This is a genomic window from Psychromonas sp. CD1, from assembly GCF_002239585.1.
GTDB lineage: Bacteria > Pseudomonadota > Gammaproteobacteria > Enterobacterales > Psychromonadaceae > Psychromonas.
In genome coordinates this window covers 796,376-810,500 of sequence record NZ_NDFH01000003.1, presented here as the reverse complement: position 1 = coordinate 810,500, position 14,125 = coordinate 796,376, and the positions used below count along the sequence as shown (strand labels likewise).

At 37.0% G+C, this 14,125-nt stretch carries 13 protein-coding genes; 5 read left to right on the top strand and 8 right to left on the bottom strand.

All coding sequences use genetic code 11. The features are described 5' to 3' along the window. The first annotated feature begins 137 nt into the window (after window positions 1–137). Genes rbfA through B8W84_RS05185 form a run of 3 tightly spaced genes read left to right on the top strand, consistent with a single transcriptional unit; the run spans window position 138 to window position 1,707 of the window. On the top strand, window positions 138–542 hold the full coding sequence (gene rbfA / locus B8W84_RS05195; RefSeq protein ID WP_094752225.1) for a 30S ribosome-binding factor RbfA: 405 nt from the start codon (window positions 138–140) through the stop codon (window positions 540–542). Continuing rightward, window positions 542–1,474, top strand: a complete 933-nt coding sequence (gene truB / locus B8W84_RS05190) for a tRNA pseudouridine(55) synthase TruB (RefSeq protein WP_094752224.1) — start codon at window positions 542–544, stop codon at window positions 1,472–1,474. Before rbfA ends, truB begins: the two co-directional genes overlap by 1 nt. Before the next feature lie 23 nt (window positions 1,475–1,497). Beyond that, window positions 1,498–1,707 carry a hypothetical protein gene (locus tag B8W84_RS05185; protein ID WP_094752223.1) on the top strand — a complete coding sequence of 70 codons (210 nt, stop codon included), beginning with the start codon at window positions 1,498–1,500 and terminating at the stop codon, window positions 1,705–1,707. Window positions 1,708–1,722: 15 nt separating this feature from the next. On the opposite strand, the gene B8W84_RS05180 is transcribed toward B8W84_RS05185, so the two are convergent. Together B8W84_RS05180 and B8W84_RS05175 are read right to left on the bottom strand one after the other, a co-directional pair. Then, window positions 1,723–3,090: an L-serine ammonia-lyase gene (locus tag B8W84_RS05180; protein ID WP_094752222.1), complete on the bottom strand. Its 1,368-nt coding sequence runs from the start codon at window positions 3,088–3,090 to the stop codon at window positions 1,723–1,725. 125 nt (window positions 3,091–3,215) lie between these two features. Continuing rightward, window positions 3,216–4,517: an aromatic amino acid transport family protein gene (locus B8W84_RS05175; protein ID WP_094752221.1), complete on the bottom strand. Its 1,302-nt coding sequence runs from the start codon at window positions 4,515–4,517 to the stop codon at window positions 3,216–3,218. Window positions 4,518–4,998: 481 nt separating this feature from the next. On the opposite strand from B8W84_RS05175, the gene rpsO reads away from it, so the two are divergent. Then, window positions 4,999–5,268: a 30S ribosomal protein S15 gene (gene rpsO / locus B8W84_RS05170; protein ID WP_094752220.1), complete on the top strand. Its 270-nt coding sequence runs from the start codon at window positions 4,999–5,001 to the stop codon at window positions 5,266–5,268. 227 nt (window positions 5,269–5,495) lie between these two features. Continuing rightward, a complete protein-coding gene (gene pnp / locus B8W84_RS05165; RefSeq protein ID WP_094752219.1) occupies window positions 5,496–7,598 on the top strand; it encodes a polyribonucleotide nucleotidyltransferase in 2,103 nt (700 codons plus the stop codon). Window positions 7,599–7,647: 49 nt separating this feature from the next. Here the strand turns inward: pnp and B8W84_RS05160 are convergent, their stop codons facing one another. From B8W84_RS05160 to B8W84_RS05135, 6 genes are read right to left on the bottom strand one after another with little or no spacing between them, the layout of a single operon-like run. Beyond that, entirely contained in the window at window positions 7,648–8,823 is a 1,176-nt protein-coding gene (locus tag B8W84_RS05160; RefSeq protein ID WP_094752218.1) for a BatD family protein, read from the bottom strand. Then, window positions 8,823–10,727: a VWA domain-containing protein gene (locus tag B8W84_RS05155; protein ID WP_180706030.1), complete on the bottom strand. Its 1,905-nt coding sequence runs from the start codon at window positions 10,725–10,727 to the stop codon at window positions 8,823–8,825. Before B8W84_RS05155 ends, B8W84_RS05160 begins: the two co-directional genes overlap by 1 nt. Next, window positions 10,717–11,703 carry a VWA domain-containing protein gene (locus B8W84_RS05150; protein ID WP_094752216.1) on the bottom strand — a complete coding sequence of 329 codons (987 nt, stop codon included), beginning with the start codon at window positions 11,701–11,703 and terminating at the stop codon, window positions 10,717–10,719. Before B8W84_RS05150 ends, B8W84_RS05155 begins: the two co-directional genes overlap by 11 nt. Next, complete coding sequence (locus B8W84_RS05145) at window positions 11,696–12,181, bottom strand: DUF4381 domain-containing protein (protein ID WP_094752215.1); 486 nt, start codon at window positions 12,179–12,181, stop codon at window positions 11,696–11,698. The genes B8W84_RS05150 and B8W84_RS05145 overlap by 8 nt, the downstream gene beginning before the upstream one ends. Beyond that, window positions 12,159–13,112, bottom strand: a complete 954-nt coding sequence (locus tag B8W84_RS05140; RefSeq protein WP_094752214.1) for a DUF58 domain-containing protein — start codon at window positions 13,110–13,112, stop codon at window positions 12,159–12,161. Before B8W84_RS05140 ends, B8W84_RS05145 begins: the two co-directional genes overlap by 23 nt. Then, complete coding sequence (locus tag B8W84_RS05135) at window positions 13,112–14,071, bottom strand: AAA family ATPase (RefSeq protein ID WP_094752213.1); 960 nt, start codon at window positions 14,069–14,071, stop codon at window positions 13,112–13,114. The genes B8W84_RS05140 and B8W84_RS05135 overlap by 1 nt, the downstream gene beginning before the upstream one ends. Window positions 14,072–14,125: the final 54 nt, after the last annotated feature.

Here is a 14,125-nt window from a genome sequence, read left to right as displayed (position 1 = left end):
TTTCTTATTTATAATAATACCTATTTAATAACAATGAAATCAGGCGTATTGTTTTGGTTAAGACGATTTGGTATTGGTAATAGGATCTATTAGGCTTATCGCCACATATAGATAAAATGATGAACAAGGAAATAAAAATGGCAAAAGAATATAGCCGCACATCACGTGTATCGCAACAGGTGCAAAAAGAGTTAGCACGTATACTACAACAAGAAGTGAAAGATCCTCGCATTGGTATGGTAACTATTTCGGGTGTTGATATCACGCGTGATCTTGCGTATGCAAAAGTATTTGTTACTTTTTTAACAATTGGTGATCAAACCAACGAGGAATCTCTTGAAGGTTTAAATTCAGCCGCAGGTTATATTCGCCGTTTATTAGGTAAAGCGATGCGCTTGCGTATTGTACCTGCCGTTCGTTTTTGTTTTGATGAAACATTAACTGAAGGTCTACGTCTTTCTGAATTAGTCAGTGGCGCTGTAAAAAAAGATAGAGAAAAATTATTAGCATCTGGCCGTAAAGAAGATGAGGACAACGCATAATGGCAAGACGCGGGAAAGGTCGCTCAATTAATGGAATTGTATTGTTAGATAAACCCACCGGTATTAGTTCAAATCATGCGTTGCAACGCGTTAAGCGCATTTTTTTTGCTAATAAAGCCGGTCATACTGGGGCATTAGATCCTTTGGCGACGGGAATGTTACCGATTTGTCTTGGGGAAGCGACTAAATTTTCGCAATTTTTATTAGATTCAGATAAACGCTATATTGTGACAGCAAAATTAGGCGTAAGAACAACCACTAGTGACTCTCAAGGTGATGTTGTTTGTGAAAAAGTCGTTAATGTCACTCAACAACAGCTTGATGTGGCGCTTGATACTTTCCGTGGACAAATAAAGCAAATCCCATCGATGTATTCTGCATTAAAATTTGAAGGTAAACCCCTGTATAAATATGCGCGCGAAGGGATAACGATTGATCGTCCAGCGCGACCTATTACTGTTTATGAATTAAATCAATTACGCTTCGAAAATGATGAAATAGATTTAGATATTCATGTGAGTAAAGGTACTTATATTCGCACGATTGTGGATGATCTGGGTGAACTACTTGGATGTGGTGCGCATGTTTCTATGTTGCGTCGAACTCAAGTCGCAGATTACCCTTATGAGCGCATGGTTACTATTACGCAATTAGATGCTTTAATTGAACAAGCAAAAGAAAATGATATTAGTCCTTATACATTATTAGATGAACTGTTATTGGACATGGATACGGCTGTTAAAAAATATCCTGAAGTGCATATATCAGAGATAATGGCAGATTACATTTTGCATGGTCAACCTGTACAAATTTCGGGTGCTCCAGAGGATACATTAGTACGTATCACTATGGGGGATGCACATACCTTTATCGGTATGGGACAAATGAATGATGATGGATTAATTGCGCCAAAGCGTTTGGTTAATCTTTAAGTTTAATTTAAAAGAGCTTTGTAATGACTAAGATTGATTTTTCGGCCATCAATAAATCTTCGGCAAAATCATATAATGAGCAGAAGAATATTATTAAAAAAATTGGCAAAGGGCATACAGTTTATTGCCCAATTTGCCAACAAGTATTGAGTCTATGTGTTGCTGCAGATAAAGCAACGGGTGTGACTTGTCTACGGGGTTGTACCGTAATTGATTTTGAAGTCGAAGCTTAAATAGTACATCTTGTGCTAAGTACAGGTGTAAGCAAGTTGAATGGCGAGGCCACCTTGTGAGGTTTCTCGGTATTTCGCGTTCATGTCTTTGCCCGTGGCATACATTGTTTTGATTACTTTATCTAACGAGACGCAGGCATTAGTTGTGCGTCGCAAAGCCATGCGCGATGCATTGATAGCTGTCATGGCAGAAATGGCATTACGCTCGATACAAGGAACTTGCACTTGCCCAGCAACAGGATCGCAGGTTAAGCCTAAATGATGCTCCATTGCAATCTCCGCCGCTTCGGCAACGTGCATAGGGCTACCGCCCAATAGTTCGGTTAAGCCCGCAGCTGCCATTGAGCAAGAAACGCCAATTTCACCTTGGCATCCAACTTCTGCACCAGAAATAGATGCATTTTCTTTATACAAGCTTGCGATCGCTGCCGCGGTGAAAAAGAAACGACTATATTGTTCTTGGTTTACTTTTTCGATGAACTTATCATAATAGGAAAGAACAGCTGGGATTATTCCTGCAGCTCCGTTGGTGGGGGCGGTGACAACACGACCTCCAGATGCATTTTCTTCGCTCACTGCAAGAGCAAATAATGCCACCCAATCAAGAATAATCATAGGGTCGTTATTTAACAGACTGCTGGATGCTAGCATTCGTTGCAAGGGAGGCGCGCGTCGAGGGACGTGTAATGCACCTGCTAATACACCTTCATGTCGACAACCCCGTTGTATACCTTCTTGCATTGTTCTCCAAATTTTTTGCAATCGTGTATCAATATATTGTTGTGAATTCATGCATAGTTCATTGCGTAACATTAATGTGCTAATGCTAATATTTTCTTGTGTGCAAAATGCCAGTAATGATGTGGCGCTGTGAAAGGGGTAAGGAACTTTTACATTATCTTCCGCCTCTTCACCAAAGTGTTCGGCATCGACAATAAATCCACCACCAATCGAGTAGTAGGTTTGACTTATTTGCGTGTTGTTTTTAGTCGTAGCATGAAAAATCAAGCCATTTTCATGTAACGGCAGAGGGGTGTTGATAAAATTTAAAGCTCCAGTTGGAAAGTGTACCTGGTGCTTACCATTTAAAATCGGCAATATTTGTGTTTCTTTCACTTTGTCGATAAAAGACGGAATTTTGTCGATATCTACATATTCAGCATCAAAGCCTGCAAGGCCGAGTATACAGGCGGTATCGGTATGGTGACCTTTTCCCGTTAAAGCTAATGAACCGTGAATATCAACTGTTATCTCATCAATGTTCGCGATGTCAGTGGTTGTTTGTAAATATTCAATAAAACGTTTGCCCGCTTTCATAGGGCCAAGGGTGTGTGAACTAGAAGGGCCAATACTAATTTTGAAAATATCAAAGACGCTATACATAAAAGGTATCCTTATTGTTGAAAATATGAGGATTAATCATTATCTTAAAGGTAAATGAGATCTAAACAAACTTAGCGAAATTAACTCTGCATTTAATAATACAGAGTTAATTTATGCTTATATATTTATACTAAGCCGAAAACTAATGATGAAATGGCAACGAGACCCATAAAGGTAATAAAGATATTACTGAATGCGCCTTGGTATTTAGCCATTGCTGGAACACGTTTTATAGCATACATTGGCATCAAGAAAAGAATGGTTGCAATGATTGGTCCACCTAAGCTTTCAATCATATGTATGATACTTGGGTTTACAATAGAGACAATCCATAATGTAATGAAGAAAAACCAAGTAGTAAATCGGTTTATACTTTCAGGTTTGACTTTTTTACCCATGCTTCTTGTTTGCTTTTCAATAATACCATTTAAGCCTTCACGTGCGCCTAAATAATGACCAAAGAAAGAGGATACAATAGCTACGAACGCAATAAGAGGGCCGAAGTAAGAGATAAAAGGACTTTCTTGTACATTAGCAAGATAAGATAAGACAGGTAGATTCAGTGCACTTGCTTCAGCAAGCATCTCTGGGCTTAAGCTTAACACTACAGAAAAAACAAAGAACATAACAAAACATAACAGCATTGATGATGTGACTTTTAATATTTTATCTGATTTTTCTACTGCATTTTTACCGTAATGTTGACGTTGTTTAACTGCAAAGGTACTGATGGCTGGCGAGTGATTAAAGGCAAACACTAAGACAGGAATAGTTAACCAAAGAGTGCTAGAAAAAGTGCCAAAATCGGGCATAGCGGATACAGATGAAAAGTTCCATTCAGGGATAAGATAAATTGATAAACCAAAAAGAATGATGACTAAAGGATAAACCAAAAATTCGGTGATTATCATCATTAATTTTTCACCCGTGACCATAATTGTCATCAGGCCACCAATCAAAATAAGAGAAAGCAACCAACGAGCTGGCGCTGCCATGTGCATTTGATTGACGATGAAACTTTCGACAGTATTGGTAACGCTGACACCATAAATTAATAAAATAGGGTAGATAGCAAAAAAGTAGAGTAAGGTGATTATTTTACCCGCACCCATGCCGAAGTGCTCTTCAACAACATCTGTAATATTTGCATTGGGAATGCTTGAGGATAAAACGAAACGAGCTAAGTTACGATGCGCCCAGTAAATCATAGGGCCAACAATGATGGTCATCACGACTAGTGGCCAAATGCCTCCGAGTCCTGCTGAAATAGGTAGAAATAAGATTCCAGCGCCAACGGCGGTTCCAAACAGACTGAGTACCCAAGTTGTATCAACTTTATTCCAATGTTTTAAAGAGTACATCTCGTTGTCATTTTCTGTTGCCGTTTCTGATGTATATTCCGGCGTCTTGATTGTTTCTTGTTTCATGGTAAATACCTGTAAACATGTCACTACGTAATTTTAAATAATTATTCGTGTGGTATGTATTATATGGACTTCGTGTGCTGTTCCTTTTGCATTCGAAGTAATCAATGTAATTTGTTCATAAAATGACGGCAAACTAGCCGGCCTATTGTTTTTTAGAGCTTTTTACAAATTCCGCGCCATTAAAACGTATCTATAAAGAGGTGTATATGACTTTAAAAGAAGGTTGTGCGCTACATTGTATAAAAAAGAAAAAGAAGTTTTAAAGATCACGTTTTTTGAATGTAAGTGTTGTTATTTTGTTTTTTATAGGAACTAAGTTGTCTACCTGTCGCGTGTGCGAAATAAGGCTATATAATAAGATATAGATTGATTAATAGACCTGTTATCAGTAGAATCCGTTTTTCATATTGTCGCTGAATTAGTGATCGGCGATAATTATTTAAATAGGTTATTCACATAACCACAAAACTCGGAGTATGTTATGTCACTAAGTGCAGAGCAGAAAGCTGAAATTGTAGCAAAATTTGGTCGTAAAGAAGGTGATACTGGTTCACCAGAAGTTCAGGTTGCATTGTACACTGTACAAATCAATCATTTACAAGGCCATTTTAAAGAGCACATCCACGATCATCACAGCCGTCGTGGTTTACTACGTATGGTTTCACAACGTCGTAAATTGCTTGACTATTTAAAACGTAAAAATGTTGTTGCATACACAGCATTAATTGCAGAATTAGGTTTACGTCGTTAATTTCGATTTAAACTGAGTCAATAAAAAGAGCCGGTAGGCTCTTTTTTTGTATCTACTTCTTTTTTAAACCCGCATCTGCTCAATCTTTGTCTTAACAAATGTCTTTTTTATAGATTAAGTATTTTTAATCTTGATGAATAACGTAAGTATTTTTAATCTTGATGAATAACGTATACTGTTATCGCGATAAAAAGCATAAAGAATATAAATTAAATAAAGGAAAAAAGATGACTCCTATTGTAAAAACTTTTCAGTATGGTGAGCATACAGTTACTCTAGAAACTGGTGTAATGGCTCGTCAAGCTACGGCTGCTGTAATGTGTAGTATGGATGATACGTGTGTTTTCGTATCGGTTGTAGGTAAAAAAACAGGTGATGACGAGCGTGATTTTTTCCCGTTAACCGTTAATTACCAAGAAAAAACATATGCTGCGGGTAAAATACCTGGAGGCTTCTTTAAACGTGAAGGTCGTCCAAGTGAAGAAGAAACATTAATTGCACGTCTGATCGATCGGCCTGTACGTCCTCTTTTCCCTAAAGGGTTTAAAAACGAAGTGCAAGTAATAGCAACTGTTGTTTCTATTAACCCTGAAATCAATCCAGATGTTGTCGCTATGATTGCAACTTCTGCGGCGCTTTCTATCTCTGGCATGCCATTTAATGGGCCTATTGGTTGTGCTCGTGTTGGTTATACTGATGGACAATATCTACTTAATCCAACTAAAACAGAGCTAGAAACAAGTGATCTTAATCTTGTTGTTTCAGGTACTGAGAATGCAGTCTTAATGGTTGAATCTGAAGCCGGTATCTTAAGTGAAGATGTTATGCTTGGCGCCGTTGTTTATGGTCATGAGCAACAACAAGTTGTTATCAGTGCCATTAATGAATTTGCAGCCGAAGTTGCTCGTCCTGCTTGGAATTGGGTAGCGCCTGTTCGTAATGAAGCATTAGATGCTTTGATTGCAACAGAAGCACAAGTTCGTTTTGAAGACGCGTATCAAATTAGTGATAAAGCGGAGCGTTATGACACACTCAAAGTTATTACTTCAGAAGTAAAAGAAAAATTATTGGCGAACGATGAAGCATTAGAAGCTAAACAAGTCGTTGAATATTTACATGATTTAGAAAAAGTCGTAGTACGCTCGCGTATTATTAAAGGAGAGCCTCGTATTGATGGACGTGATCCTGAAAGTGTTCGTGCACTTGATGTGCGTATTGGTGTATTACCACGTACACATGGGTCAGCTTTGTTTACGCGTGGCGAAACACAAGCATTGGTAACTGCGACATTAGGTACCCAACGTGATGCGCAAATTATTGATAGTTTAATGGGTGAGAAGAAAGATCACTTCTTATTACATTACAACTTTCCTCCATATTGTGTAGGTGAAACAGGATTTGTTGGTTCACCTAAACGTCGTGAAATTGGTCATGGTCGTCTGGCTAAACGTGGTGTGTTAGCGGTAATGCCGAGTATTGAGGAATTTCCATATACAGTACGTGTAGTGTCTGAAATTACGGAATCAAATGGTTCATCTTCAATGGCTTCTGTTTGTGGTGCATCACTTGCGTTGATGGATGCAGGTGTTCCTCTTAAAGCTTCTGTTGCAGGTATTGCAATGGGCCTTGTTAAAGAAGGTGATGATTTCGTTGTTCTTTCTGATATTTTAGGTGATGAAGATCATCTTGGTGATATGGACTTTAAAGTGGCGGGTACTGCTGAAGGTATCACTGCATTACAAATGGACATTAAAATTGAAGGAATAACAAAAGAGATAATGCAAATCGCTTTAAACCAAGCGAAAGCTGCGCGTTTACATATCTTATCAATTATGGATGAAGCTATTTCTGAAGGTCGTGACGACATTTCAGAATTTGCACCACGTATTCATACTATCAAAATTGCCACGGATAAAATTCGTGATGTTATTGGTAAAGGTGGCGCAACTATTCGTGCTCTTTGTGAAGAAACAGGTACAACGATTGAAATCGAAGATGATGGTACTGTTAAAATTGCAGCGACTTCAGCAGAGCAAGCTGAAGATGCTATTAACCGTATTAAAACATTAACGGCGGAAGTAGAAGTCGGTACTATTTACATGGGTAAAGTTGTGCGTTTAGCTGACTTTGGTGCTTTTGTTAATATTCTTCCTGGTAAAGATGGTTTAGTGCATATTTCACAAATATGTGAAGAGCGTGTGCAAAAAGTATCTGATCATTTAAAAGAGGGCCAAGAAGTAAAAGTTAAAGTCCTTGAGGTTGATCGTCAAGGTCGTGTACGTTTAAGTATTAAAGAAGCAGCTGAAAAGAAAGAGACTCCAGCAGGCTAATTTTTTAGTTCATTATTTAAATAAAAAAAGCAAGCGGTAGCTTGCTTTTTTATTGTCTATATGTTCTTTCTTCCGCTAAAATAGTTAACGTTTGAGTGGGTAGTGTCGTTATTTGTTGTTGATCGGTTTGGCTATTCCACCAAGTGATTTTGATTTCTGGCAAAATTAACGGGCCTGTTTTATCGGCGATAATAACATGTTTAAAAGTACGTGTAGCGTAAGTTAGGCCATTTGTTATTTGTTGTGAAAAAATATCTTTATCAGGATAATTTCGTAACGCATCAGGATAATTAAAATTGATAGTGGGTAATTTATCTTTATCCACAGATGCTATTTCCAGTGTTACTGTACGTGTAATAGGATCTCCAACATGATAACTTTGTTTTGTTAAATCAGTATGTTCAATCAAACGCAGATCCTCACTAATTATCCATTCGGTTTTAAAGTTTTTAGGGATTGCTTTAACCGTTATTTTAAGGGCTTTACCCTGAATGTTTATTGGTTCAGAAATTATTTTGTTTTGCCATTGATTTATTTGGATGATGTTACGTAACGAACCACTTAAAAAGGGAGGTATAATGCTTATTTTACCCGCCTTGTTTGGCGTTATTTTATATTGTCGGGTGATAGTTTGATAGCGTATTCCATTGCGAATAACGATGCCATTTTTATCTTCTTGTTGCAGTTCAATCGAAGCATTATCGGCAAAGGGAGGGCTAAGTTCTAGATTGTCAGTGTCTTTAGATATAAAAATCATACTGGTCAATGTAAAGGTTTGACCTATATAAACGCTGTCTTTATCTAATTTATTCTGCATAAAGACAACTTTGCTAATATTAGATGTTGTCGCTGAATAAGTTTTTACCTGTATTTGAATGGGTTTCGTTTTTAAAGGGCCAACGCTTAAAGATGGGATCAGTAGTTGCCCTGTTTTTTTTGCTTTTAAAGGGATGCGCCAAGTCGTTTTCTTGCTGATTTTACCATTAATATTTTGGTTTTGGCGAGATTGAGAAGGTAGAAAAACTTGGAAGTTATTATTTAATGGTTCGCTATCAAGTTGATATTTCGCGTCAATATCATTGATACTCACATTTAAAATAATTTGCTGACCTAATACGATATTCGTATCCGAAACAAATGCTTGAATAGTTATTTCTGCGCTGGCCATTTGTACTAAACCAAAAGACATAAATAAACTGATGAGTAACGTTGTTATTATTTTCATTACCAGATGATCCCATTATTTTGTGATGGTACAGGCTGACTTAATGCGCGTTTTTGATATTCGATACGCATTTTGTTTTGCAGTAATAAAGAGGGGTCATCAGGCATGTTTTTAAGCCAATTTGGTAATGCTTGATATTCTTTATTACTTTTTGTTTCAGGTTTCTTTAATGCGATTGTATTTTTCAAATTAGCTTCTGGTTTGTTTTTAACCTGTTTTAGCATTTTATTTTGTTTCTCTTTATTCGTATTTTTATTTTTGTTTGTGCTTTTTTTAGATTCTTTTGTGGCTTGTTTTTGAGGTGTTTCTGTCTTATTTTTCGATTCATTATTTTTATTTTCTTGTTGTTTTGAATCGGAACGTTTATGTTTTTTAGACGTGCTATTTTGTTTTTGGCTTTGTTGCTTATTTTGTTGCTGTTTTTTATCTGATTTGTTGTTGTTTTTCGAATCGGTACCGCTTTGTTTTTTCTGTTTTTTATCTGATTTTTTATTGTCTTTGGAATTATTATCGCTTTGTTTTTGTTTTTGTTTTTGTTTGTTTTGTTTATTTAATTGCTCTACTAATTCTTTATTTGCACGCGCTTTTTTAAAGTTTTTTTGTAATGTTAACGCGTGTTGATAAGCTTGAATTGCTTTATCTAATTGACCTAATTTAGCATAGCTATTTGCTTGGTTATAAAAGATGTTTGCATTTTTAGGCGCTTTTTGTAGTGCTTGCGTAAAGGCACTGAGGGCTTCTTTGTATTTTTTGTTTTTATATAAAGCGGCACCTTTATTAAATGCTTTATCATAAAGCTCTGTCGCAGAGGTATAATCTTTATTTTGATAAGCTTGATAGGCATTTTGTTGTGTATTTTTCCACAAAGAGGCTTCAACATTAAAACTACTTAGCGGTAAGGTCACACAAAAAAAGAGTAGATAAAAAAATCCTTTGCGAAAGAGTCCCAAAAAAAGTACGGCAATGATAAATACAAACCAATAACCAGAATCGATAGCGCTAGTATGTTGAGCTGGCTGAGTATTGTTTTTTTCTGCGCTTTGTTGTTTAAAATAGGAAGATAGTTGTATTACATCTTGATTGTTTTTTTGGAACGCGAGATATAAGCCATGTGTTGCGTTGGTTATCTTGAGTAAAGGCGCTTTTTGTAGTGTGGCGACAACGATGTTACCTTGTTCATCTTTAAGTAATTTACCATTGTTTAAGGATATCGGTGCACCTTGCTCTGTCGCGATAGCTAAAACAGAAACAATCCAAGGGGTTCCCTCTAAACGGATTAGCATTTTATCAGCTTCGGTTGGACTAATATCATCGGTAATAAATACAATATGTCCGTTTGTATAGCCTGCATTTTTAAGTAATGAGATTGCTTTTTTTAATGCAGCATCAGCATGCGACCCCATAACTGGCATGATCTCAGGTTTCAAATTAGGAATGTGGTTTAAAATGGCATTGCCATCGCTAGTGAGAGGGGAAAGGGTAAAAGCTTCACCGGCGTAGGCGATTAATGCTTTATCCCCTTCACTCCATGCTTTGATTAAATCTATGGCTTTGTACCTTGCTTGACTTAAACGATTAGGTTTAATATCGGTGGCATACATAGAATAAGACATATCCATAACAAGCACTTGAGCTTTTGTAATATTATAAATAGGTGTATTGGTTTTTTGCCAACTCGGGCCTGATAATGCGATAACGGTAAATATGGACAAGAGGTATAAGAAGTAATACCTAGCTTTATTTTGCGTACCATAGTGTACCAAATTTTGGCTTAAATGTTTGGCAATTAAAGGCTGTTTTTTATTTTTGTGTTGGCGTCGAGCTCTTAATAAAGCGATGCCAGCAATCACAAATAAAGCCAATAACCATTCAGGGCGTAAAAAAAGGAAGTTTTCAGCGAGCATAACGATAGCCTTGCAGTTGAATATAAAGGGCATATAAAATTAGCAATAATAAAGCCCCGGCAAGCGGGTAGTAAAAAACATCTTGTGATGGTCTAAATATTAACTTTTCACTATCAATAGGCTCTAGTTTATTAATAATGTTATAAATCTCTTGTAGCTGTTTCTGATCTTTGGCTCGGAAATATTTTCCACCGGTTAATTTTGCAATTTCATTTAATGTTTTTTCATCTAAATCTGCAGAAGGGTTAATACGTTGAACGCCAAAAAAGCTTTGCTTTAGCATGCTGTCAGCACCAATACCAATAGTGTAAATAGTGATATGGTTTTTGGCAGCTTGTTGAGCTGCTTGTAATGGTTTTATAGAGCCTGCTGTATTCGTACCATCGGTGAGTAAAATTAATACGCGTTGTTTGTTTTTGTTCTTAACAAAGCGTTTGATAGCAATCCCGATAGACTCTCCAATGGCAGTGCGAATACCAACGAGACCAATTTGGCTCTCTTCAATGCGTTGTTCAATAGTTTTTAAGTCAAAGGTTAGAGGTGTTTGTAAATAAGCATGATCTGCAAATAAAATCAATCCTAAGCGATCGCCTTGACGAGTCGCAACAAACGTTTTAAGCAATGCTTTTACTAGGTTTAACCGGGTTACACTTTCACCCTCTAAACGCATATCGACTTCATTCATACTGCCAGAAAGATCTAAAGATAAAATCATATCGCGGCTTTTCTGTTGAATTTGAATGGGCTCGCCATACCAAACAGGTTTGGCAAGTGCAACGACCACTAAAGTCCAAGCCAATAATAGTAGAATAGCGCTCAATGTGTTTTGTTTTTTAGGCGATAATGATTGTTTACGGCTAAAAGCTAAAGGGATCCAGATTTCAGTATGTTGATTAACGGTTTCTTTTAAAAAATAACGCGCGAGTAAAGGAAGCGGGAGGATAAAAAACAGCCATAGATGTGTAAATTCAAACATTTTTAGTCCTTTTTTTTATCTCTTTTTTTAGTCCCGCAACCCAAGTTTTGGCATCGTTAAAATCTTCTGCGGTGCAACATCTATGTGTGTTTTGATAAAGGCGTTGTAAAAAGAGTTGTTGTCCCCCGAAGAGATTCTTCTGACTATACATAGTTAAAAAATCAAACCAAGATTTACCGTGCAAAGAGGCCACCTGATGGCGCGGGAAATAATGCAGTGCAATACTTTTTAAAAATTGATTTAATTGAATAAAATTAGTTTCTTGACGTATCATTTTTTGTAACTGTTGACGCATTGCATTATCATATTCTCGATTTTTTTTATGTTTTTTTAAATACAAAAAAAAGAGAAAAAAGAGTAATAATACAACGATTAATATTACCCAGTAAATAGGCGCTGGTGGCCAGATGTTGGGCTTGCTAGGATTGATAATATCGGCTAAATTGGCAAGCGGGTCAGCGTTGGTTAGGGTGGGCATGAAATTGCTCCATTAAAGGTAAAGATGCGCATAATGAATAGTACGCGATACCATGCTGCATAAGAGTATTAACTATTTTTTCGTGACGTTGTAATGCTTGTTTTTTATAATTTTTACGAGAGTTTTTTTTGTCAAAAAAAGTACTGCCATATAAACTATTAATTTGTATTTTTTTATGGCTTAAATTAGCGGGTAATTGCGCCTCTAAAGGATCGCTAATATGCCAAGCATCAACCTGATTATGTCGTTTTATTTGACTTATCAATTTTATGCAAGCGTCATCAAGTTGAGAGAAATCACTGATTAAATGAACTTGGCTTCCAGTTTGTACAAGGCGGGTAAGGCGTTTGAGTTGTATAAATAAAGATTGTTTTGTTGAGTGTGTTTTAAACGCGTCTTTTTGGCATAGTATTTCACTTTGATGTAAAAAACGCATTAAGCCAAGATGGCGTCCTGTTGGTTTTAGCTCGGATGCGTATTCTTGATTAAAGATTAACCCCCCAATACGATCGCCTCGTTGCTTCGCTTGCCAACTCAATAGTGCACTCAAATGACAAGCTTGTACGGATTTAAAGACAAATTGACTGCCAAAAATCATACTATCAGAGAGATCTAAAAGAATAAAAACAGATCTCTCTTTCTCTTCTTGAAAAAGTTTAGTGTGTGCTTTGCCAGTACGCGCGGTGACTGCCCAATCAATATTACGAATATCATCGCCTGCTTGATAATGACGCACTTCGGCAAACTCCATGCCTCGGCCCTTTATTTTGGATAAATAATTACCGACGCGCATCTGTTTTGATACGTTATTTTTAAGTTTAAGCGCGCGTTTTGCTTGTTGTTGATAGCTAAGCAACTCACTGAGACAAATATCAATACCATTGATATAAGGCGTATTATTAAATATAGCTATTTTATGCGGGGTCGTCATTAAGCTGGGATCGCAACTTGTTGTAAAATTTCTTGGATCACCTGATTCGCATTAATACCCTGAGCCTCTGCTTCATAAGTTAAAATTAAGCGATGGCGTAAGACAGGATAAAGATTTTGAATGATATCATCGGGAATAACATGAGAGCGCTGATCTAACCAAGCCCGTGCTTTTGCCGTACGCATTAAGGCTAATGTTGCTCGAGGGCTAGCCCCGTAATTAATCCAATTGCCTAACTTCTCGGAATAGCTCTTTGGCTGACGAGTCGCCATGATTAAATTTATTAGGTATTCTTCTAAATGTGGTGCAATTTCAACATTCATCACTTCGCGACGCATATTAAATATTTGTTGGTTAGTGAGTGGTGTGACCTGTGCTATTTCTTCTTTTAAAATTTCTTTATGATTAAGAGCTAAAATTTGTTTTTCAGTTTTTGCATCAGGATAATCTAACTCTAAATGCATAATAAAGCGGTCCAACTGTGCTTCGGGTAAGGGATAAGTACCTTCTTGCTCTAGTGGATTTTGAGTCGCCATCACTAAAAAAAGTTCAGGTAGTTGATACGTTGTTTTTCCTACGGTTATTTGATGTTCGGCCATTGCTTCTAATAGCGCCGATTGTACTTTGGCTGGGGCGCGGTTTATTTCATCGGCTAAAATAAGGTTATGAAAAAGAGGGCCTTTTTCAAAAATAAATTCGCCCGTTTCCTGGCGGAAAATATCTGTGCCCGTTAAATCAGAAGGTAGTAAATCAGGGGTAAATTGAATGCGATGGAAGTCGCCTTCAATACCTTTAGCAAGAGCGTTAATGGCACGTGTCTTGGCAAGGCCAGGAGGACTCTCTACGATAATATGCCCATCAGCAAGTAAAGCGATAAGTAATCCATCTACTAATTCACTTTGTCCTAAAATCATTTTATTTAGGTAGTTGCGTAATGCTTGAACTTGTTGATTTTCCATGTAAATACTCATAGCAGAATGATTTAGTTATAATAACAGTCATTTAATTTAAAA